This is a genomic window from Streptomyces sp. NPDC046831, assembly GCF_040645305.1.
Classification (GTDB): Bacteria; Actinomycetota; Actinomycetes; order Streptomycetales; family Streptomycetaceae; genus Streptomyces.
Window position 1 is genome coordinate 7,854 of sequence record NZ_JBEYXZ010000034.1, and the last position, 19,525, is coordinate 27,378.

The following is a 19,525-nucleotide window of genomic DNA, read 5'->3' on the forward strand; positions in this document are numbered from 1 at the left end:
CGGTGGCACGCGGCCGGGTGGCCGGAGTGGTTCGTGGGGTCGTGTTCGGGTGGGGTGCGGTCTGTGGCACGCGGCCGGGTGGCCGGAGTGGTTCGTGCGGCCGTGGCCGGATGGCGGCCCGGTCTGTGGCACGCGGCCGGGTGGCCGAGGCGGTTCGTGCCGCCGTGCCGGGTGGCGGTGCGGTCTGCTCCTCGCCGGCCGGGTGGCCGGGCGTCCACGGGCGCGCGGCCGGGGCACGGCCCGGCGACGGGACGGTCCGCCGGCGCGGCGCGGCCGACGGGGCCGTGGTCGTCAGCCGCGCAGGATCAGTGCCTGGCCCGCCACCACCAGCAGCACGTGCTCGCACTCGTCCGCGAACGCCGCGTTCAGGCGCCCGAGTTCGTCACGGTAGCGGCGGCCCGAGGCGGTCGCCGGGACGATGCCCGAGCCCACCTCGTTGGAGACCGCGACCACGGTCCGCCGGGTCGCCCGCACCGCGGACGTCAGCCGTGCCACCCGCTCCCGCAGCGCCCGTTCACCGCCGTCCGCCCACTGCGCGTCGTCCCAGGCCCCGACCGAGTCCATCGCGTCCGTCAGCCACAGCGACAGGCAGTCGATCAGCAGCGGCGGTCCGTCCTGCTCCAGCAGCGGCACCAGGTCGCAGGTCTCGGCCGTGCGCCACGACCCCGGCCGCCGCTCCCGGTGCGCCGTGACCCGCGCCGCCCACTCGGTGTCCCCGTTGCGCGACCCGCCCGTGGCCACGTACAGCACGTCGGGGAAGGACTCCAGCCGCCGTTCGGCCTCCACCGACTTGCCCGACCGGGCCCCGCCGAGCACCAGTGTCCGCCGCGGCACGTCCGGCACCTCCTCGTACGCCCCGACCACCAGCGTGGTCCCGTCCGGCACGGCCCGCGCACCCGCCGCCGCGAGCCGGCGCCGCAGTTCCGCGCCCGGCGGCACGTCGTGGTCGAGGTGCACGGCGACGACGTCCGTGGTCGGCCCGACCGCCCCCACCGCCCGCAGCTTGGCCAGGGCGTCCGGCCGTGCGACGACGTCGGCGAGGACCATGTCGTACCGTTCGGCCGAGCCCTCCTCCAGCCCGGCCGGCGCGCCGCCCGGCGGCAGGTACAGCAGCCGCTGCCCGTCCGGCGCGGTCACCGCGTACCCGGTGCCCGGGGCGTCCAGGGCCACCGCCCGCACCCGGTGCCCCGTCAGCAGGGTCAGTTCGCGCCCGTCCGGCACCCGGCCGGGCTGCGGCAGCCCGTCCGGCACCTCGACCGCGGGACCGTCGTGCGGGTGCGACAGCAGCACCTGGCCCACGCCCGCCAGCGAATGCCCGGCGCGGGCGGCCGCGAACGCCGCGCCGGGCGTCAGGTCCAGCAGCAGCGCCCCGTCGACGAGCAGCGCGGTCGCCGACCGCACGTCGACGCCGAGCGACGTCGCGCACGCCGCGCAGGGACAGTCGGGGCGGGGCAGTCCCGCGGGGGCACCGGTGCCGAGCAGAGTCACATCCACGGACCGATTTTCCCGTCTCGCCGCGGGACCTGCGCGCCCGAGTCCGCCACGGGGTGCCGCCGTACCGAGGCGGGGGCCGCCGGGCGTCGCCGCCTCCCGCCGCACCTGGGGCCGCCGCTTCCTGCCGCCGGGGCGTCACAAGCCCTCGGCCGGGCCGCCCTGCGCGGCCGTCGCCGGCCGGGCGCCCGCCCCGGGCAGCACCGGAGTGCCACCGATCACCCACGGCGTGCTGACGGCGCACCCGGGGCAGCACATAGGCTGCGGGACGGGAGCCGGACCACCATCCGGCTTCCGCTGTGCAGTGTGCTCACACAGGGAGGCGTACATGGCGGCATGGACGTGGCGGTTCGAGACGACCGACGGGACGGAGGTCCAGCCCGCGGTGCAGCCCGAGGAGTTCGGCACGCAGGGCGACGCCGAGTCCTGGATCGGGGAGAACTGGAAGGCCCTGCTCGACGGCGGCACGGACCAGGTCCGGCTGTTCGAGGACGCCACGGAGATCTACGGCCCGATGAGCCTGCACGCGGACGAGTCGTAGCCCGCCGGGCGGGAGCGGGGGAGGGACGGTGCCGGCCGCGGCCGGCACCGTCCCCCCTCACTGCTCGCCCAGCGTCACCTCCGCGGTCCGCTCCTGGCCGTCGCGCACGTACGTCACGGTGGTCTTCTGCCCGGGTTTCCGGGCGGCCAGGGCCTCCGCCAGCGAGGTCATGGTGGTGATGTCCGCATCGCCCAGCCGGGTGATGACGTCCCCGGGCCGCAGACCCGCCGCCTCGGCGGCGCCGCCCCGCTGCACCTCCACGACGACGACTCCGGCGGCCTGGAAGCCGGCGTCGGTGAAGGTGCGGCCCGTGATGTCCAGCGCCGCCCGGCCCGAGTCCGTGACCCTGCCGTCCTTGACGATCTGGCCGGCGACCGTCTTCACCAGCGAGGCGGGGATCGCGAAGCCGATGCCGGGCGCCGCGCTGCCGCCGAGGACGGGGTCGACGGCGGCGAGCGTCGGGATGCCGACGACCTGCCCGGCGAGATCGGCCAGCGCGCCCCCGCTGTTGCCGGGGTTGATGGCGGCCGACGTCTGCACCATGTTGCCGATGGTGGCCCCCGTGCCGCCCTCGCTCTCCCCCTCGCTGACGGTCCGTCCGGTCGCCGACACGATGCCCTGCGTCACGCTCGACGACAGTCCGAGCGGCGAGCCCATCGCCAGCACGATCTGCCCCACCTCGACCTTGGCGGAGTCGGCGAAGGAGGCGGCCTTCAGCCCGCGGGGCACCCGGTCCAGCTTGACGACCGCGAGGTCCTGCTCGGGATACGAGTAGACGAGGCGGGCGGTGAGCACCTCCTGGCTGTTGGCGGTGGTCACCTGGAACGTCCTGTCGTTGCCGACGACGTGCGCGTTGGTGACGATGTGCCCCTTGCCGTCGTACACCACCCCCGACCCCAGGTCGCTGCCGGCCCGGATCTGCACGACCGAGGGCAGGACGGCCCTGATCACCCGCTGGTAGTCCTTCTCGAGCGCGTTGGCCGCCTGCGGGACGACGCTCTGCCGGCTGCGGGGGGCCGCCTTCGTGGCGGCCGCGTTCTCCTCGGGCGCCGAGTCGGTGCATCCGGACAGCGCCGCCGCGGCGCAGACCAGGGCGGCGAGGGCACCGGCCGGCCCGAGGGCACGGCTGCGGACACGGGCGTGGGGAAGGTCCATGTCCCGAGTCTCCCCGCGGGGTGGAGGTCCGGCTTGCGGGACTCACCCGGACGAGCCACGCGCCCGGCGTTCGCCGCACCCGGCCGCCCGGCCCGCTCGGGTCGCGCCGTCCCAGGTCCCGTACCGGCCCTGGTCGCGCGCCGGGCCCCCGTACCGGTACGGGTCGCGCGTCGCAGCCGGCGAACCGGTTCCGGTCGCGCGCGGTGCCCGGCCCCCGCACCGGCGTGTTCCGGTTCCGTACCGTGCCGGGACCCTCACCACCACCCCGTCGGCCCGTGCTCCGGCACGGCGCGGCCCGTCCTCGCCCTCGGGACGGGCCCCACGTTCGCTCCGGGCGCCCCCCGCCCGGTCGCCCCGTTCGTCAGCCGCGTACTCCGCACAGGTGCAGCAGCGCCGCGACCGCGCGGTAGGGATCCGTGCGCCCGGCCCGCTCCTCGGCCGCCAGCAGCGTCTCCAGGTCGGCCGGCGGCTCCGTGCCGTCCGCCGCCGCGTCCGTGAAGACCCGCACGCCGTACCAGGCGTGCAGCGGCGCCCCGATGCCGGCCAGGGTCGCCGTCAGGGTCTCGCGCCGGTCCGCCCGGACGTCCACCCCCAGCCGGTTCCGGTAGGCGGTCGAACCGAAGGCGGCCAGCGACCCCGCCCAGTCCCCGGACAGGCCCGGCCGCATGGCGAGCGCGTCGCCGTTGCGCACCAGCAGCGACAGCAGACCGCCCGGCGCGAGCATGCGCGCCAGCCCCGCCAGCAGCGGATCCGGCTCCTCGACGTACATGAGCACGCCGTGGCAGAGCACCACGTCGAAACTGCCCGGCAGGAAGTGCACGCCGGTCTCCTGGCCGTCACCCTCGACGATCCGCATGCGCGCGCGTATGCCCTCCGGCTCGGCGGCGAGGGCCGCACGCGCCGTGGAGATCATCTTCGCGTCCCGTTCGAGCCCGGTGACCTGGTGCCCGGCCCGGGCCAGGCGCAGCGCCTGCGTCCCCTGGCCCATCCCCACGTCGAGCACCCGCAGCCGCTGCCCCACCGGGAACCGCCCGGCTATCTGCTCCTCGAGCTGGCGGGCGACCAGCTCCTGCCGTACGACGTCACGCAGACCGCCCAGCCTGCTCAGCCAGGCGTCCGCGGCACCCCCGGTGAAAGCGGTCCCGCTCAGGGCCGCTCCCCGCGCTTGACCTGCGGCTTGGGCAGACGCAGCCGGCGCATCTGGAGGGTGCGCATCAGCGCGTAGGCGACGGCGCCCTTCCGGTTCTGGTCCGGGAAGCGCTCGGCGAGCCGCTTCCTGAGGCGGAACCCGGTGGCGAGCGAGTCCAGGACGATCAGGACGATCACCACGAGCCACAGCAGCAGCGCGATGCTCTGCAGCGAGGCCACCCGGATCATGCTGAGCACGAGGATGACGACGGCCATCGGCAGGAAGAACTCGGCGATGCTGAACCGCGAGTCGACGAAGTCGCGGGCGAACTTGCGGACCGGGCCCTTGTCGCGGGCCGGCAGGTACCGCTCGTCCCCGCCGGCGAGCGCCTGGCGCTGCCGCTCCATCGCGGCACGGCGCTCCTCGCGCTGCCGCTTGGCGGCGTCCTTGCGCGTCATCGAGGTGTTGGCGACGCTGCGGCGCTGGGACTGGGCCTCACTGCGCTTGGGCGTGGGCCTGCCCTTCGGGGCCTGCGGGTCGCGGGGCTGCTTGGAGAAGTTGACCGGAGCCTTGTCGGCTGCCGGGGTCTTCTCTTCCTTGGCACGGCTACGGAACACAAAACCCAAGGGTAAGGGCTTGACCCGTATAGACCCCAGTCCCACGGGGAACGATCCGGCAACACAGTTCCGCTGCGGCGGGACGAGGGGAACGACGGACGTGCCCCGCCGTCCGCGGCCGGGGGGTGATCCCTGACGGACACCTCCTCCCTGCGCGGGAGCGCCGGACGTCCGCAGTCGTTCTTGGGGATGACCGCATCCGCAGCCGAACAGTGCGGTAATGGAGGCAGGGCCCGTACTGTGGGTTCTGTCGCAGAGCTGGAGCCGTAGTCCGTCAGAAGGGGGCGCGCGAAGCCCATGAGCGGTGTCATGAAGCGTATGGGGATGATCTTCCGCGCGAAGGCGAACAAGGCCCTTGACCGGGCTGAGGACCCGCGCGAGACCCTCGACTACTCGTACCAGAAGCAGCTGGAGCTCCTGCAGAAGGTGCGCCGTGGCGTCGCCGACGTGGCGACCTCCCGCAAGCGGCTGGAACTCCAGCTCAACCAGTTGCAGCAGCAGTCCACCAAGCTGGAGGACCAGGGCCGCAAGGCGCTGGCGCTGGGCCGGGAGGACCTGGCCCGTGAGGCGCTCTCCCGCCGGGCCGCGCTGCAGCAGCAGGTGACGGACCTCGAGACGCAGCACGCGACGCTCCAGGGCGAGGAGGAGAAGCTGACCCTGGCGGCCCAGCGGCTCCAGGCCAAGGTCGACGCCTTCCGCACGCGGAAGGAGACCATCAAGGCGACCTACACCGCGGCCCAGGCGCAGACCCGCATCGGCGAGGCCTTCTCCGGCATCTCGGAGGAGATGGGCGACGTCGGCCTGGCGATCCAGCGGGCCGAGGACAAGACGGCCCAGCTGCAGGCACGCGCCGGCGCGATCGACGAGCTGCTGGCCTCCGGCGCCCTGGACGACCCCTCCGGCACGCACAAGGACGACATCCAGGCCGAGCTGGACCGGCTCTCCGGTGGTACGGATGTAGAGCTGGAGCTGCAGCGCATGAAGGCGGAGCTGGCCGGTGGCACCTCGTCCCAGCAGCAGGCGATCGAGGGCGGCGCGGGCCAGAACCAGGCCCAGCAGCAGCCGCAGGACACCCCCCGCTTCGACAAGCAGTGACCGCGTCGGGCAGCCGGGGCCGGACGCCGAGGAGGCCGACATGATCGTGCGGATCATGGGAGAGGGGCAGGTGAGGCTGGCCGACAGCCACCTCGCCGAGCTGAGCACGCTGGACGACGAACTTCTGGCCGAGATGGAGAACGGCGACGGCCCGGGCTTCCGCCGCACCCTGCAGGCCCTGCTGTCGAAGGTCCGCGAGCTCGGCGAGCCGCTGCCCGACGACTCCCTGGAGCCGTCGGAGCTGATCCTTCCGTCCCCGGACGCGACGCTGGAGGAGGTCCGGGAGCTCCTCAGCGACGACGGTCTGATCCCGGGCTGACGCCCTCGCCGGCACGAAGTGCCGCCACCGGGCCGGCCCGTCCAGCGGCGCCGGGCCGGTTCGCCGTGCGTGGACGATCCTCCCGTCCGAGCCGGAGGCCCGCCTAGGCGTCACCCCGTACGCGGCGCGGCGGCCGTGCCCTGCGCCCGCCCGCCGGCGCCAGGTCCACTGGCCCCGCGTACACGAACCGGGGCCCCGGTTCAGGCGGGAGCCGGTCGAGAAGCCGCAGCTCGTACGAGGCGCGCTGAAATCCGCCCGCGCCACTGCCCCCGCCCGCCGGCGCCAGGTCCACTGGCCCCGCGTACACGAACCGGCGCCCCGGTTCAGGCGGGAGCCGCTCGAGAAGCCGCAGGCTCGTACGAACGCGCTGGAATCCGCCCGCGCCAGGTCCCCTCCAGCCGTCGGCGCCGGCGTCGGGTCGTCCTGCGTGCACGAACCCAGCGCCCCGGTTCAGTCGCGAGCCGGTCAGCAAGCCGCAGCCCGTACGAGGCGCGCTGCAGTGCGCCCGCACCGGGTCCCCCGCCCGTCGGCACGGGCTCCGCCCGTCCCGCGTAGACGAACCGGCCGTCCGGTCCAGGCCGGAGTCGGTCAAGGGGCGGCATCGCGGCGTACGAGGCTCGTCGTACCCGCCGGCGCCCGATGCCCCGGCCGTCGGCCTCGGCTGCGCCCGTCCCGCGTGGGCGAACCGGTCGTCCGGGCCAGGCGGGAGCCGCCGCACGGCACGGCAGCCCCCCGACGAGCGCGGCGGCGGTCCCGCCCGCGCTCGCCCAGCCGCCCGTCGTCGTGGTCGTCTTCCGCCCTCCGCGACCCCGTACGGTGGACCACCGTGAGTACCGCCGCCACGCCCTTCGCCCGCGCCCGATGCCGCCTCGCGGCACACCCCCTGGCGCTGGACGCGGCGCTCGCCGCCGGTGTGCTGGTGTGCATGGTCGCCGGCTCCTTCGTCGCCCCCCGCGCGGACCACGGCGGCAGCTGGGGCGTGCGCACTCCCGAGGTGCTCAGCCTCGTCCTGATGACCGCCGGCGCCGCCGCCCTGGTCTTCCGCCGCGGCGCTCCGCGCAGCGTGCTCGCCGTCACCGGCGGCGTCTCGCTCGTCGAGTGCGTCACCGGCGACCCGCGTGCCCCGGTCGCCATGTCCGCCGTCGTCGCCCTCTACACCGTCGCCGCGACCACCGACCGCCCCACCACCCGGCGCCTCGGCCTGCTCACCATGACCGTGCTGACCGGCGCGGCCATGCTCGCCGGCCCGCTGCCCTGGTACGCCCAGGAGAACCTCGCCATCTTCGCCTGGACCGGCATGGCCGCCGCCGGCGGTGACGCCGTGCGCAGCCGCCGCGCCTTCGTGCACGCCATCCGGGAGCGCGCCGAGCGGGCGGAACGCACCCGCGAGGAGGAGGCCCGCCGCCGGGTCGCCGAGGAGCGCCTGCGCATCGCCCGCGACCTGCACGACGTGGTCGCCCACCACATCGCCCTCGTCAACGTTCAGGCCGGTGTCGCCGCCCACATGATGGACAAGCGGCCCGACCAGGCCAGGGAGGCCCTCGCCCACGTCCGGGAGGCCGGCCGCAGCGCACTCGACGAGCTGCGCGCCACCGTCGGGCTGCTCCGGCAGTCCGGCGATCCGGAGGCGCCCACCGAACCCGCCCCCGGGCTGGACCGCCTCGACGAACTCGCCGGCACCTTCCGCAGCGCCGGCCTGCACCTGGAGGTCGCCCGCGCCGACCACGGCACCACCCTTCCCGCGGCCGTCGACCTGGCCGCCTACCGGGTCATCCAGGAGGCCCTGACCAACGTGCACAAGCACGCCGGCGGCACGGCGAAGGCCGAGGTCAGCGTCGTCCGCGTCGGACCCCACGTAGAGATCACCGTCCTCGACGACGGAGCGGGCGGCGACCCCGGTCCCGGGGCGGGCGGCGGGCACGGACTGCTCGGCATGCGGGAGCGGGTCACCGCGATCGGCGGCACCCTGACCACCGGTCCCCGCTACGGGGGCGGCTTCCGCGTCCATGCCATCCTGCCCGTCGAGACCCGCACCCGCGCCCCGGGGGACCCCGCATGACGATCCGCGTCCTGCTCGCCGACGACCAGGCGCTGCTGCGCAGCGCCTTCCGCGTGCTCGTCGACTCCGAGGTGGTCGGCGAGGCGTCCGACGGCGCGGAGGCGGTACGCCTGGCGGCGGAGCGGTGCGCGGACGTCGTGCTGATGGACATCCGCATGCCCGGCACCGACGGCCTCGCCGCCACCCGCATGATCAGCGCCGACCCGGCCCTCGCCCACGTCCGCGTGGTCATCCTGACCACCTTCGAGGTCGACGACTACGTCGTGCAGTCGCTGCGGGCGGGCGCCTCCGGGTTCCTCGGCAAGGGCAGCGAACCCGAGGAACTGCTCAGTGCCATCCGGGTCGCGGCCGGCGGCGAGGCGCTGCTGTCCCCGGCGGCCACCAAGGGCCTGATCGCCCGGTTCCTCGCGCAGGGCGACGCCGACGACGACGGCCGCGACCCCGCCCGCTCCGAGCGGCTCGCCGCGCTCACCGTCCGCGAGCGCGAGGTGCTCGTCCAGGTCGCCGGCGGCCACTCCAACGACGAGATCGCCGAACGGCTCCAGGTCAGCCCGCTGACGGTGAAGACGCACGTCAACCGCGCCATGGCCAAGCTGGGCGCCCGGGACCGGGCCCAGCTCGTGGTCATCGCCTACGAGTCCGGCCTGGTCCGCCCCCGGGCCTAGTGAGGGCGGCACGCGCCGGTACGTCCGAGGGTGGACCGCCCTCAGCGGCGCGTACTGCGGCCGGAGTAGGGGCGGCGGAAGAAATCGACCAGGGGGCTACGGTTCGCCGTGAGCCCATGGCCCAAGGTGGAGGGGCGGGCGCTCACCTGCGTCCGGTGCCGCATCCGCCGCTGACTGAAGAGAGACCCTGACCCATGTCCTGGCTGTCCAGATTCAGCCTCGCGCAACGGGCCCTGATCGGGCTGATGTCGATCGTCGCGCTCGTCTTCGGGGCGATAGCGATCCCCCAGCTCAAGCAGCAGCTGCTGCCCAGCATCGAACTGCCCGTCGTGTCGGTGCTCGCGCCCTACCGGGGCGCCGCCCCCGACGTGGTCGAGAAGCAGGTCGTCGAGCCGATCGAGAACAACCTCAAGGCCGTCGACGGCATCACCGGCGTCACGTCCACGGCCGCCGAGGGCAACGCCGTGATCATGGCGTCCTTCGACTACGGCAACGACACCAAGCAGCTCGTCGCGGACGTCCAGCAGGCCGTCAACCGGGCCCGCGCCCAGCTCCCCGACACCGTCGACCCCCAGGTCGTCGCCGGATCGACGGACGACATTCCGACCGTCGTCCTCGCCGTCACCTCCTCCCGGGACCAGCAGGCCCTGGCCGACCAGCTCGACACGACGGTCGTACCGGCGCTGAAGAACATCGACGGCGTCAGCCAGGTCACCGTCAACGGCGTACGGGACGTGCAGGTCACCGTCACACCCGACGAGACGGGGCTGGCCCGCGCCGGCCTCACCACCGCCGCCCTGGGCGACGCCCTGAAGGCGGGCGGCGCCACCGTCCCCGCCGGCTCCTTCGACGAGGGCGGTGCCAACCGCACCGTCCAGGTCGGCGGCGGCCTCACCTCCCTGCGGCAGATCCAGGACCTGATGGTCACCGGGGAGGGCGCCGCCGCGAAGAAGCCGGTCCGCCTCGGCGACGTGGCCACCGTCAAGGAGGAACCGGCCAAGGCCGACGCGATCACCCGCACCGACGGCCGGCCGAGTCTCGCCGTCGCCGTCACCATGGACCACGACGGCAGCGCCGTCGCCGTCTCCGACGCGGTCGAGGACAAGCTGCCTCAGCTGCGCACCAGCCTGGGCTCCGACGCGAGGATCACCGTCGTCAGCGACCAGGGCCCGGCCGTGGCCAAGTCCGTCGAGGGCCTGACCACCGAGGGCGCCCTCGGCCTGCTCTTCGCGGTCGTCGTCATCCTGGTCTTCCTGGCGTCGGTCCGCTCGACCCTGGTGACGGCGGTGAGCATCCCGCTGTCCGTGGTCCTCGCCCTGATCGTCCTGTGGACCCGCGACCTGTCGCTGAACATGCTGACCCTGGGCGCGCTGACCATCGCCATCGGCCGTGTCGTCGACGACTCGATCGTGGTCCTGGAGAACATCAAGCGGCACCTCGGCTACGGCGAGGAGCGCCGCGAGGCCATCCTCACCGCGGTCCGCGAGGTGGCCGGCGCGGTGACGTCCTCCACGCTCACCACGGTCGCCGTCTTCCTGCCGATCGGCCTGGTCGGCGGCATGGTGGGCGAGCTGTTCGGCCCGTTCAGCCTGACGGTCACCGCCGCCCTGCTGGCGTCGCTGCTGGTGTCGCTGACGGTCGTCCCGGTGCTGTCGTACTGGTTCCTGCGCGCCCCCAAGGGCACCCCCGCCCAGGCGGAGGAGGCCCGCCGCCGGGCCGAGGAGAAGGAGGCGAAGAGCCGGCTGCAGCGCCTCTACGTGCCCGTGCTGCGCTTCGCCACGCGCCGCCGCCTGACCAGCGTGGCCATCGCGGTGGTCGTGCTCGTCGGCACCTTCGGCATGACCCCGCTGCTGAAGACGAACTTCTTCGACCAGGGCGACCAGAAGGTCCTCACCGTCAGGCAGCAGCTGAAGCCGGGCACCAGCCTGGCCGCGACCGACGCGCAGGCGAAGAAGGTCGAGAAGCTCCTCGCGGGCATCGACGGCGTCGAGAACTACCAGGTGACCGTCGGCTCCTCCGGTTTCATGGCGGCCTTCGGCGGCGGCACGGACACCAACCGGGCCTCGTACCAGGTGATGCTGGACGACTCCGCCTCCTCCGCGGACGTGCGCGACCGCATCGAGGACGGCCTGGACCGGCTGTCCGGCATCGGCGCCACCACGGTCTCGACCGGCGACGGCTTCGGCGACCAGGACCTGAAGGTCGTCGTCAAGGCCGCCGACGCCGACGCGCTGCGCACGGCGGCGGAACGGGTCCGCAGGACCGTCGCGGGACTCGACGACGTCACCAACGTGACGAGCGACCTGTCCCAGAGCGTCCCGCGCATCTCGGTCCGCGCGAACGCGAAGGCCGCCGCCGCGGGGCTGAACGACCAGGTGCTCGGCGTCGTCGTCGCCCAGGCCGTGAACGGCACCCCGGCCGCCAAGGCGGTCCTGGACGACAGCGAGCGCGACGTCGTCATCCGGTCGGCGAAGCCGGCCACCACGCTCGCGCAGCTGCGCGACCTGCGGGTCGGGCCGGCCAGGCTGTCCGACGTCGCCACGGTCCGGCTCGTGGACGGCCCCGTGTCGATGACGCGCATCGACGGCCGCCGGGCGGCGACCGTCACGGCCAAGCCGACCGGCGACAACACCGGCGCGGTCAGCGCCGACCTCCAGTCCAGGATCAAGGCGCTGAAGCTCCCGGCGGGCGCCACCGCGGAGATCGGCGGTGTCACGCAGGACCAGGACGACGCCTTCGAGAACCTGGGCCTGGCGATGCTCGCGGCGATCGCGATCGTGTTCATGCTGCTGGTGGCGACCTTCCGCTCGCTGGCGCAGCCGCTGATCCTGCTGGTGTCGATCCCGTTCGCGGCGACCGGCGCGCTCGGCCTGCTGATCGCCACGGGCACGCCCCTGGGCGTACCGGCGATGATCGGCATGCTGATGCTCATCGGCATCGTGGTCACGAACGCGATCGTGCTGATCGACCTGATCAACCAGTACCGCGCACAGGGCTGCGGGGTCGTGGAGGCCGTGGTCGAGGGCGGCCGCCACCGGCTGCGCCCGATCCTGATGACGGCGCTGGCGACGATCTTCGCCCTGCTGCCGATGGCCCTCGGCGTCACGGGTGAGGGCGGCTTCATCGCCCAGCCGCTGGCGGTCGTCGTGATCGGCGGTCTGGTGACCTCCACCCTGCTGACGCTGCTGCTGGTGCCCACGCTCTACGCGATGCTGGAGCTGCGCAAGGAACGGCGGGCGGAGAAGCGGGCGGCGAGGAAGGCCGCGAAGGAGCCCGCCGAGTCCCCGGAACCGGCGGGAGTGTAGGCAGGACGGGTCCGGCCCCGGGTCGGGATGCGCCGGTCCCGGCCCGGCGGGCCGGCCCTGTACCGGCCCCGGGTCGGGATGCCGGTCCCGGCCCGGCGGGCCGGCCCTGTACCGGCCCCGGGTCGGGATGCCGGTCCCGGCCCGGCAGGCCGGTGGCCCGGCGCTCCCCGCGGGGCCCGCCCCCACGAACGGCGAAGGCCCGCCGGACCACCCGAAGGTGTTCCGGCGGGCCTTCGCCGTCACCCGCCCCGGCGGGCGGCAACCGCCCGCTACGGCAGCGCCAGCATCCGCTCCAGCGCCAGCTTCGCGAACGCCTCGGTCTCCTGGTCCACCTCGATGCGGTTGACGAGGGTGCCCTCGGCGAGGGACTCCAGCGCCCACACGAGGTGCGGCAGGTCGATGCGGTTCATCGTCGAGCAGAAGCACACCGTCCGGTCGAGGAAGACGATCTCCTTGCCCTCGGGCGCGAAACGGTTCGCCAGCCGGCGGACCAGGTTCAGCTCCGTGCCGATGGCCCACTTGGAGCCGGCCGGGGCGTCCTCCAGCGTCCTGATGATGTACTCGGTCGACCCGACGTAGTCCGCCGCCGCCACGACCTCGTGCCGGCACTCGGGGTGGACCAGCACGTTCACGCCGGGAATGCGCTCGCGGACGTCGTTCACCGACTCCAGACCGAAGCGCCCGTGCACCGAGCAGTGGCCCCGCCACAGGATCATCTTCGCGGCCCGCAGCTCCTCGGCGGTCAGCCCGCCGTTCGGCTTGTGCGGGTTGTAGACGACGCAGTCCTCCAGCGACATCCCCATGTCCCGTACCGCCGTGTTGCGGCCCAGGTGCTGGTCGGGCAGGAACAGGACCTTCTCGCCCTGCTCGAACGCCCACTCCAGGGCGCGCCGGGCGTTGGAGGAGGTGCAGATGGTGCCGCCGTGCTTGCCGGTGAACGCCTTGATGTCCGCGGACGAGTTCATGTACGACACCGGGACGACCTGCTCGGCGACGCCGGCCTCGGTCAGCACGTCCCAGCACTCGGCGACCTGCTCGGCCGTCGCCATGTCGGCCATGGAGCACCCGGCCGCCAGGTCCGGCAGGACCACCTTCTGCTCGTCGTTCGTCAGGATGTCCGCGGACTCCGCCATGAAGTGCACACCGCAGAACACGATGTACTCGGCCTCCGGCCGCGCCGCCGCGTCCCGGGCCAGCTTGAAGGAGTCGCCCGTGACGTCGGCGAACTGGATGACCTCGTCGCGCTGGTAGTGGTGGCCCAGCACGAAGACCTTGTCGCCGAGCTTCTCCTTGGCGGCGCGGGCGCGCTCCACCAGGTCCGGGTCGGAGGGGGAGGGCAGGTCGCCGGGACACTCGACACCCCGCTCGCTCTTCGGGTCGGCCTCGCGACCGAGGAGAAGCAGGGCGAGGGGCGTCGGCTGTACGTCGAGCTCCTGGGCTTGGGCGGTGGTCACCACACGCACCCTTTCTACTTTTCGTCGATGTGACGTTATCCATCATAACCGCTTCACGTCACTTTGACGATCTCCATAGCGTCGTTGTGACGTGAATCCCGTGGACTCCCCGGCGGTCGCCGTCGTCGCGTGCCCCACCCCCGTCCCCGGCCGTGCTGCCCGGTGCCGCGGGCGTGTGCGAGCATGAAGAGGACGAGCATGAGGAAGAGGAAAACCAGGTGCTCGGCCCGGAATGATTCCGCGGCCTTGCCGGTTGCACTCGTCGGCAAGCAGTCTCCGTACAACCCGGGAGAGATGTAGATGTCCGTATCGGACGAGACCACCACCGTCACCGACGGCATCATCCTGACCGACGCCGCCGCGTCCAAGGTCAAGGCCCTGCTCGACCAGGAAGGCCGTGACGACCTCGCCCTGCGCGTGGCCGTCCAGCCCGGTGGCTGCTCCGGCCTGCGCTACCAGCTCTTCTTCGACGAGCGCTCCCTGGACGGCGACGTGGAGAAGGACTTCGGCGGGGTGAAGGTCGTCACCGACCGCATGAGCGCCCCGTACCTGGGCGGCGCGACCATCGACTTCGTGGACACGATCGAGAAGCAGGGCTTCACGATCGACAACCCGAACGCGACCGGCTCCTGCGCCTGCGGCGACTCCTTCAGCTGAGCCGCTCCTGCCCGGCGTGCGAAGGCGGCGGCCCCTGTTCCAGGGGCCGCCGCCTTCGTGTGTCCGGTCACCCTCACCGGGCCTGCGGCGACGCCTCCGGCAGCCGTGCTCCCGGCCTCGCCTGCGGCACGGCCCGGCCGTCCGAGCCGACCACCGTCCGGTCGCCGAGCGGCCGGTCCAGGCGCACGGTCCGCTCCTGCACCTTGGCGATCATGATGCAGACCGTGCCCGCCCGCGGCTCCTCGGTCACCGTGACGGTCACCCGGCCGGCCCCCTCGGCCGCCGAAGCGGTGTAGTCCGAGCACACCCCGCCCTCGAAACGGACGGTGAGGCTGTCGCCGTCCGTGCTGTACCCCGTCACCCGCACGTCGCGCGGAGCGGCCGGCGCCGACGGGCTCGTCTGCGCGGCGGACGTCCCCCCGGCCGGGCCGGCCGGCGTCAGATGGGCCGGGTCGACCGCCGGGTACGTCACCGTGAAGAGGTCCGCGGCACCCGGTGTCCGCGCCTCGAACAGCCAGGAAGGCACCAGCGTCTGACGCCCCCCTGCGGAGTGCGTGGCCAGCCCGAACACGGCCCGCTCCACCGTGACCGCGTCCTGCCGCGGGGCTGCGGTGGACGCCGGCGACCCGCACGGCGCCTCGAGGCGGTCCTTCAGGGGCACGGGGCTCGCACAGCCGCCGATCCCCATCCGGTGGCCGGGCCCGGGAGCGGCGTTCATGAGGTCCAGCGTCTCCCGCGCGCTCAGCACCGGGTACGTGTGGCCCTTCGCCGGAGCCTTCAGCCGGCCGCTGCCCGCGACGACGTCGCCCGACGCCCCGACCGTCAGGCCGGTGGCCCAGCCGTACGTCGGCAGGCCGCCGACCACGGGGTCGGCGTTCACCACCCGCTGGGCGCCCCTGACCTGTCCGGCGTCCACCGCGGCGCCCTCCTGGCCCAGTGCCTTCAGGACGGGAGCCGCCGCCTTCTTCGCCGCGGCCGCGCTCACCGGGTCCGCGGCCGGGGCCGCCGGGGCGGACGTGCACCGCGTGACCCCGGCGCAGTCGTCCGTGCCCGGCGCGTACCGGCTGAAGGTCCAGGTGCCGGGGCCCTGCCGGCTCACCCGGAGGACCGGGCCCGAGCCGTCCCCGGCCGGCCCGACCGTCCAGGCCCGCGTACCGGCCCGCGGCGCCCCCTCCAGGCCGAGCGCGCGGGCGAGACGGGCCACCTCGTCGCGGGTGACCGCGCCGCCCGCCGCGTACACCGGCGCCGAGCCGGGGCCGTCGGGCAGGGTGCCGGCGACCCGGTACGTCCGACCGTAGGGATTGGGCTCGCCGGGCGCGATGCCGTTCGTCCCGCCCGTGCCCGCCCCCGCGCCGCTCGTGTCCGCGCCCCCCGCGTCCGCTCCGCCGGGGGCCGTGCCGGGCGCGGTGTAGCCGTCGAGGGCGAGCGGCGGGGGAGTGCCGTGGCCGGACGCCGCCGGGGCCGTACCACCGCGGGAGGAGCCGGACGCGCTGGTGACCACGTAGGCTCCGCCGCCTCCGACGAGCAGCACCGCGGCGGCGACCGAGGCGGCGACCAGCGGGGAGCGGTGCCGGCCGGGCAGGAACGGCGTGCCGGTCTCCGGAGCCGCGGTGCCCTTGTCCCCGGGCTCCGCGCCCGGCCCCGGGACGGCGTCCGGCTCCGCCTGCGGCTCCGGCACGGACGAGGGCTCGGGCTCCGAAGCGGCGTCGGCCCGGGCCGTGGGCTCCGAAGTGGCGCCGGTCCCAGTCTCGGGCTCCGAAGCCGCGCCGGACGCGACCACGGGCCCCGGAACCGCGCCGGTCCCGGCCCCCGGCTCGGACTCGGCGCCCGTCAGGGGCGCCGCAGTGGCGCCGGTCCCGGCCTTCCCCCGCGGCGCGGTCCCGCCCTCGGCTCGGGACTCCGGGGTCTTCTTCGCCTCCGAGGCCGCCTCGGCGGTACCCGCGGCCGCGTCGTCGTGATCGGGTCGCTCGGTGTTCACCGCATCGCTCCTTCGCCTGCACAGCCGTCATCAGCCGTCATCAGCCGTCCTCGTGCCGACCCTGACCCGCCCCTGACAAAAAGGCCGGCGCCGGGGATCGCCACCCGCGTCCCCTCGACGGGGGCCGGCGATGGGACGCAGCGGGGGAGCGCGCGGTTCCACCGGGCGCGCCGGGTTCAGTCGCCGTAGTCCGACATGGCGTCCAGCAGCCGCGCGGAGGACGCCGGGACGTCCACGCCGTGGATCAGCGACGGCGGTACCGGAGCGGCGGCGGCCCGGTCGGGAGCCTCCCAGTACGGGGCCATCCGGGCGCAGTCCCCGCGCAGAGTCGCGAGATCGCCGTCGAGGTCGGCCGGGGCGGAGGCAGCATGGACCGTGTGGTTCGTCATGACGGCACCGTAGGCAGGCCGGGCCCCATGAAGAAAGATCTACTATCGGGTAGTTTCGCCTGCTTCAGCCGCACGCGCCGAGCGGGTAGCGTGAACTGTCAACCCGGCTCCCGTCCCCCGCACCCTTCCACCGAGCGCTGACGCGCGCCCCTTACATGCCCGCAGGAGAGTCCACGCCGTGCGCATCGCAGTCACCGGCTCCATCGCCACCGACCACCTCATGACCTTCCCCGGCCGTTTCGCCGACCAGTTCGTCGCGGACCAGCTGCACGCGGTCTCGCTCTCCTTCCTGGTCGACCAGCTGGACGTACGGCGTGGCGGGGTCGGCGCCAACATCGCCTTCGGCATGGGGCAGCTCGGCACGAGGCCCGTCCTGGTCGGTGCCGCCGGCGCCGACTTCGACGAGTACCGGGCCTGGCTGGAGCGGCACGGCGTCGACACGGAGTCGGTCCGCATCTCCGAGACCCTGCACACCGCCCGGTTCGTGTGCACGACGGACGCCGACCACAACCAGATCGGCTCCTTCTACACCGGCGCGATGAGCGAGGCCCGCCTCATCGAGCTGAAGACCGTCGCGGACCGCGTCGGCGGCCTCGACCTCGTGTCGATCGGCGCCGACGACCCCGAGGCGATGCTCCGGCACACCGAGGAGTGCCGCGCGCGGTCGATCCCGTTCGCCGCCGACTTCTCCCAGCAGATCGCCCGGATGGACGGGGAGGAGATCCGGATACTGCTGGAAGGGGCCACCTACCTGTTCTCGAACGAGTACGAGAAGGGGCTCATCGAGACCAAGACGGGCTGGAGCGACGCCGAGATCCTGTCCCGGGTCGGCCACCGCGTGACCACCCTCGGCGCGCGGGGCGTGCGCATCGAGAGCGCCGGCGGGGAGACGATCGAGGTCGGCTGCCCGGACGAGGAGCGCAAGGCCGATCCCACGGGTGTCGGCGACGCCTTCCGGGCCGGTTTCCTCTCCGGCCTGGCCTGGGGCGTCTCCCTGGAGCGCGCCGCGCAGGTGGGCTGCATGCTCGCCACGCTGGTCATCGAGACGGTGGGCACCCAGGAGTACCAGCTGCGCCGCGGCCACTTCATGGAGCGCTTCACCAAGGCCTACGGCGACGACGCGGCCCGCGAGGTCCGCGCCCACCTCGCCTGACCGGCCGCGCCCTCCCCGGCGGGCCCGGGTCCTCCCTCAGGAGACCCGGGCCCTCCTCCGGCGGGGCAGGCACCCCGTCACGAGACGCGGCGGACGACGTAGGCGGCGCCCTCGTCCGCCGCTTCCTCGCCCACGTACTCCTGCCCCCGCATCCCGCACCACGCCGGGATGTCCAGCCGCGCCGCCTCGTCGTCCGCGAGGACCCGGACCGTGCCGCCCACCGGGACGTTCCCGATGACCTTCGCCAGCTCGATGACGGGCAGCGGGCAGCGCTTGCCGAGGGCGTCGACGACCAGCGCGTCGCCGGCGCCCGCCACGGCCACCGGGGCCGCGGCCGGCGCGCCCAGCTTCTCCCGCACCGCGGCCACCGCCGCGGGCAGCACGGCGAGGAACCGCTCGACCTCCTCCGCCGGCGTGCCCGGCGGCAGCGACACCCGGACGTTTCCCTCGCTGAGCACCCCCATCGCCCGCAGGACGTGGCTCGGGGTGAGCGTGCTGCTCGTGCAGGACGAGCCGGAGGAGACCGAGAACCCCTCGCGGTCCAGCTCGTGCAGCAGCGCCTCCCCGTCCACGTGGAGACAGGAGAAGGTCACGATGCCCGGCAGGCGGCGCACCGGTTCGCCCACCACCTCCACGTCCGGCACCAGCCGGGGCACCCGCGCCCGGATCCGCTCCGTCAGCTCGCGCAGCCGTACGGCCTCCGCGGCCGCCTCGGCCCGCACCGCGCGCAGCGACGCCGCCGCGGCCACGATCGCCGGGATGTCCTGGAACCCGGCCGCCCGGCCCGACTCCCGTTCGTCCACGGGCCCGGGCGGCGCGAACCGCACGCCCTTGCGCACGACGAGCAGCCCGACCCCCGACGGCCCGCCCCACTTGTGGGCGCTCGCCGTCAGCAGCGACCAGCCGCCCTCGACCCGGCCCCAGCCGAGCGACTGGGCCGCGTCCACCAGCAGCGGGACGCCCGCCGCGCGGCAGGCCTCCGCCACGGCGGCCACCGGCTGCTCGGTGCCGACCTCGTGGTTGGCGGACTGCAGACAGGCCAGGGCGGTGTCGGGGCGCAGCGCGTCCGCGTACGACGCGGCGGCCACCGCGCCCCCGCGGCCGACCGGGACCCGGGTGACCGGGCCGCCGTCCGCCTCGTGGGACTCCGCCGCGTGGAGCACCGAGGAGTGTTCGACGGCTGACACGATCAGGTGGCGTCCGGTGCGCCGCCGCCCCGCCAGTGCGCCCGCGACGCCGGAGTGCACGGCGCGGGTCCCGGAGGAGGTGAAGACCAGTTCGTCGGGCCGGCAGCCCACCGCCTCCGCGGCCGCCTCGCGCGCCGCGTCCAGCAGCAACCGGGCCCGCCGGCCCTCCCGGTGCAGGCGCGCGGGATCGGCCCAGCCCTCGTCGAGGGAGGCCAGCAGAGCCTGCCGGGCGACGGGATGCAGGGGGACGGCGGAAGCCGCGTCGAAGTAGGCCACACCGCAACGCTACGACCCGCGTCCACCCCCGATGCTCGGCGGGCGGCCCCGGGTG

General features: G+C 74.4%; 16 protein-coding genes. 8 read left to right on the forward strand and 8 right to left on the reverse strand.

Going from position 1 to position 19,525, the window contains the following annotated elements; all coding sequences use genetic code 11:
• Positions 1–291 precede the first annotated feature (291 nt).
• The gene (locus tag ABZ920_RS24685) at positions 292–1,494 is read right to left on the reverse strand and encodes a bifunctional adenosylcobinamide kinase/adenosylcobinamide-phosphate guanylyltransferase (protein ID WP_361508890.1); all 1,203 of its coding nucleotides are present in this window, start codon (positions 1,492–1,494) and stop codon (positions 292–294) included.
• 325 nt (positions 1,495–1,819) lie between these two features.
• Here ABZ920_RS24685 and ABZ920_RS24690 point away from each other — a divergent pair, with 325 nt between their 5' ends.
• Complete coding sequence (locus ABZ920_RS24690; protein ID WP_361508892.1) at positions 1,820–2,032, forward strand: hypothetical protein; 213 nt, start codon at positions 1,820–1,822, stop codon at positions 2,030–2,032.
• A 57-nt stretch (positions 2,033–2,089) separates the two neighbouring features.
• Here ABZ920_RS24690 and ABZ920_RS24695 read toward each other — a convergent pair whose 3' ends face one another.
• The 3 genes from ABZ920_RS24695 to ABZ920_RS24705 form a co-directional block, all read right to left on the reverse strand.
• Complete coding sequence (locus ABZ920_RS24695; RefSeq protein WP_361508895.1) at positions 2,090–3,187, reverse strand: trypsin-like peptidase domain-containing protein; 1,098 nt, start codon at positions 3,185–3,187, stop codon at positions 2,090–2,092.
• Positions 3,188–3,548: 361 nt separating this feature from the next.
• Complete coding sequence (locus ABZ920_RS24700) at positions 3,549–4,253, reverse strand: methyltransferase domain-containing protein (protein WP_361509044.1); 705 nt, start codon at positions 4,251–4,253, stop codon at positions 3,549–3,551.
• An 80-nt stretch (positions 4,254–4,333) separates the two neighbouring features.
• On the reverse strand, positions 4,334–4,933 hold the full coding sequence (locus tag ABZ920_RS24705) for a DUF3043 domain-containing protein (RefSeq protein WP_361508898.1): 600 nt from the start codon (positions 4,931–4,933) through the stop codon (positions 4,334–4,336).
• Positions 4,934–5,257: 324 nt separating this feature from the next.
• On the opposite strand from ABZ920_RS24705, the gene ABZ920_RS24710 reads away from it, so the two are divergent.
• From ABZ920_RS24710 to ABZ920_RS24730, 5 genes are all read left to right on the forward strand, one after another.
• The gene (locus tag ABZ920_RS24710; protein ID WP_361509047.1) at positions 5,258–6,028 is read left to right on the forward strand and encodes a PspA/IM30 family protein; all 771 of its coding nucleotides are present in this window, start codon (positions 5,258–5,260) and stop codon (positions 6,026–6,028) included.
• Positions 6,029–6,068: 40 nt separating this feature from the next.
• The gene (locus ABZ920_RS24715) at positions 6,069–6,347 is read left to right on the forward strand and encodes a hypothetical protein (RefSeq protein WP_361508901.1); all 279 of its coding nucleotides are present in this window, start codon (positions 6,069–6,071) and stop codon (positions 6,345–6,347) included.
• A gap of 826 nt (positions 6,348–7,173) precedes the next feature.
• Positions 7,174–8,406, forward strand: a complete 1,233-nt coding sequence (locus ABZ920_RS24720; protein WP_361508903.1) for a histidine kinase — start codon at positions 7,174–7,176, stop codon at positions 8,404–8,406.
• The gene (locus tag ABZ920_RS24725) at positions 8,403–9,071 is read left to right on the forward strand and encodes a response regulator transcription factor (protein ID WP_361508906.1); all 669 of its coding nucleotides are present in this window, start codon (positions 8,403–8,405) and stop codon (positions 9,069–9,071) included. Before ABZ920_RS24720 ends, ABZ920_RS24725 begins: the two co-directional genes overlap by 4 nt.
• Before the next feature lie 194 nt (positions 9,072–9,265).
• Entirely contained in the window at positions 9,266–12,376 is a 3,111-nt protein-coding gene (locus ABZ920_RS24730; RefSeq protein WP_361508909.1) for an efflux RND transporter permease subunit, read from the forward strand.
• Between the two features lie 269 nt (positions 12,377–12,645).
• Here ABZ920_RS24730 and nadA read toward each other — a convergent pair whose 3' ends face one another.
• Positions 12,646–13,830: a quinolinate synthase NadA gene (nadA, locus tag ABZ920_RS24735; protein ID WP_361508912.1), complete on the reverse strand. Its 1,185-nt coding sequence runs from the start codon at positions 13,828–13,830 to the stop codon at positions 12,646–12,648.
• A 300-nt stretch (positions 13,831–14,130) separates the two neighbouring features.
• On the opposite strand from nadA, the gene ABZ920_RS24740 reads away from it, so the two are divergent.
• Entirely contained in the window at positions 14,131–14,487 is a 357-nt protein-coding gene (locus ABZ920_RS24740; RefSeq protein ID WP_006135694.1) for an iron-sulfur cluster assembly accessory protein, read from the forward strand.
• 73 nt (positions 14,488–14,560) lie between these two features.
• Here the strand turns inward: ABZ920_RS24740 and ABZ920_RS24745 are convergent, their stop codons facing one another.
• Both ABZ920_RS24745 and ABZ920_RS24750 read right to left on the reverse strand, forming a co-directional pair.
• The gene (locus ABZ920_RS24745; RefSeq protein ID WP_361508915.1) at positions 14,561–16,465 is read right to left on the reverse strand and encodes a hypothetical protein; all 1,905 of its coding nucleotides are present in this window, start codon (positions 16,463–16,465) and stop codon (positions 14,561–14,563) included.
• Between the two features lie 176 nt (positions 16,466–16,641).
• Positions 16,642–16,854, reverse strand: coding sequence for a hypothetical protein (locus ABZ920_RS24750; RefSeq protein WP_361508918.1), 213 nt, complete (start codon positions 16,852–16,854; stop codon positions 16,642–16,644).
• Between the two features lie 178 nt (positions 16,855–17,032).
• Here ABZ920_RS24750 and ABZ920_RS24755 point away from each other — a divergent pair, with 178 nt between their 5' ends.
• Positions 17,033–18,007, forward strand: coding sequence for a carbohydrate kinase family protein (locus ABZ920_RS24755; protein ID WP_361508921.1), 975 nt, complete (start codon positions 17,033–17,035; stop codon positions 18,005–18,007).
• A 77-nt stretch (positions 18,008–18,084) separates the two neighbouring features.
• On the opposite strand, the gene ABZ920_RS24760 is transcribed toward ABZ920_RS24755, so the two are convergent.
• Positions 18,085–19,470, reverse strand: coding sequence for an aminotransferase class V-fold PLP-dependent enzyme (locus ABZ920_RS24760; RefSeq protein ID WP_361508924.1), 1,386 nt, complete (start codon positions 19,468–19,470; stop codon positions 18,085–18,087).
• Positions 19,471–19,525 lie beyond the last annotated feature (55 nt).

Coding starts and splice junctions, on each gene's coding strand:
- ABZ920_RS24750 (WP_361508918.1), bottom strand. CDS start 16,854: ATGACGAACCACACGGTCCATGCTGCCTCCGCCCCGGCCGACCTCGAC.
- ABZ920_RS24715 (WP_361508901.1), top strand. CDS start 6,069: ATGATCGTGCGGATCATGGGAGAGGGGCAGGTGAGGCTGGCCGACAGC.
- ABZ920_RS24695 (WP_361508895.1), bottom strand. CDS start 3,187: ATGGACCTTCCCCACGCCCGTGTCCGCAGCCGTGCCCTCGGGCCGGCC.
- ABZ920_RS24710 (WP_361509047.1), top strand. CDS start 5,258: ATGATCTTCCGCGCGAAGGCGAACAAGGCCCTTGACCGGGCTGAGGAC.
- ABZ920_RS24730 (WP_361508909.1), top strand. CDS start 9,266: ATGTCCTGGCTGTCCAGATTCAGCCTCGCGCAACGGGCCCTGATCGGG.
- ABZ920_RS24725 (WP_361508906.1), top strand. CDS start 8,403: ATGACGATCCGCGTCCTGCTCGCCGACGACCAGGCGCTGCTGCGCAGC.
- ABZ920_RS24740 (WP_006135694.1), top strand. CDS start 14,131: ATGTCCGTATCGGACGAGACCACCACCGTCACCGACGGCATCATCCTG.
- ABZ920_RS24690 (WP_361508892.1), top strand. CDS start 1,820: ATGGCGGCATGGACGTGGCGGTTCGAGACGACCGACGGGACGGAGGTC.